The organism is Mesorhizobium sp. M5C.F.Ca.ET.164.01.1.1, assembly GCF_004792125.1.
Taxonomy (GTDB): Bacteria; Pseudomonadota; Alphaproteobacteria; order Rhizobiales; family Rhizobiaceae; genus Mesorhizobium; species Mesorhizobium wenxiniae.
In genome coordinates this window covers 1-318 of sequence record NZ_SRTG01000396.1, presented here as the reverse complement: position 1 = coordinate 318, position 318 = coordinate 1, and the positions used below count along the sequence as shown (strand labels likewise).

1 pseudogene is annotated in these 318 nt (G+C 61.6%); it reads right to left on the bottom strand.

Features of this window, described 5'->3' with window-relative positions:
* Window positions 1-193: 193 nt before the first annotated feature.
* Window positions 194-318, bottom strand: a pseudogene (locus tag EN807_RS33970) (D-xylose ABC transporter substrate-binding protein); the annotation flags it as partial.

The following is a 318-nucleotide window of genomic DNA, read 5'->3' as shown; positions in this document are numbered from 1 at the left end:
GTTCCGAGGCGCGCGCGGTGTCGGCCTGCGGGTTGGACGTCGTATCGGTCATGATTTCCTCCAACCGGCTGGCCGTCTACGCGGATGCCGAAGCCAGCCTAGAAGCTATCCGCGTGATGCGGAAACACAAATCTTTTTGAGAAAACGCCGCGGCTTTGGGCCGCGGCGCCTTCATTTCTTCAAGCGGTCAAACTCAGTTGCAGGCCGCAACGCTGCCGGCGGCGACGCCCGCGCAGACTTCGTCCTTCTTGATCCAGCCGGCGTCGATGACGAGGTTGAGATTATCCTTGGTGATGGCGACCGGGGTCAGGAACAGCG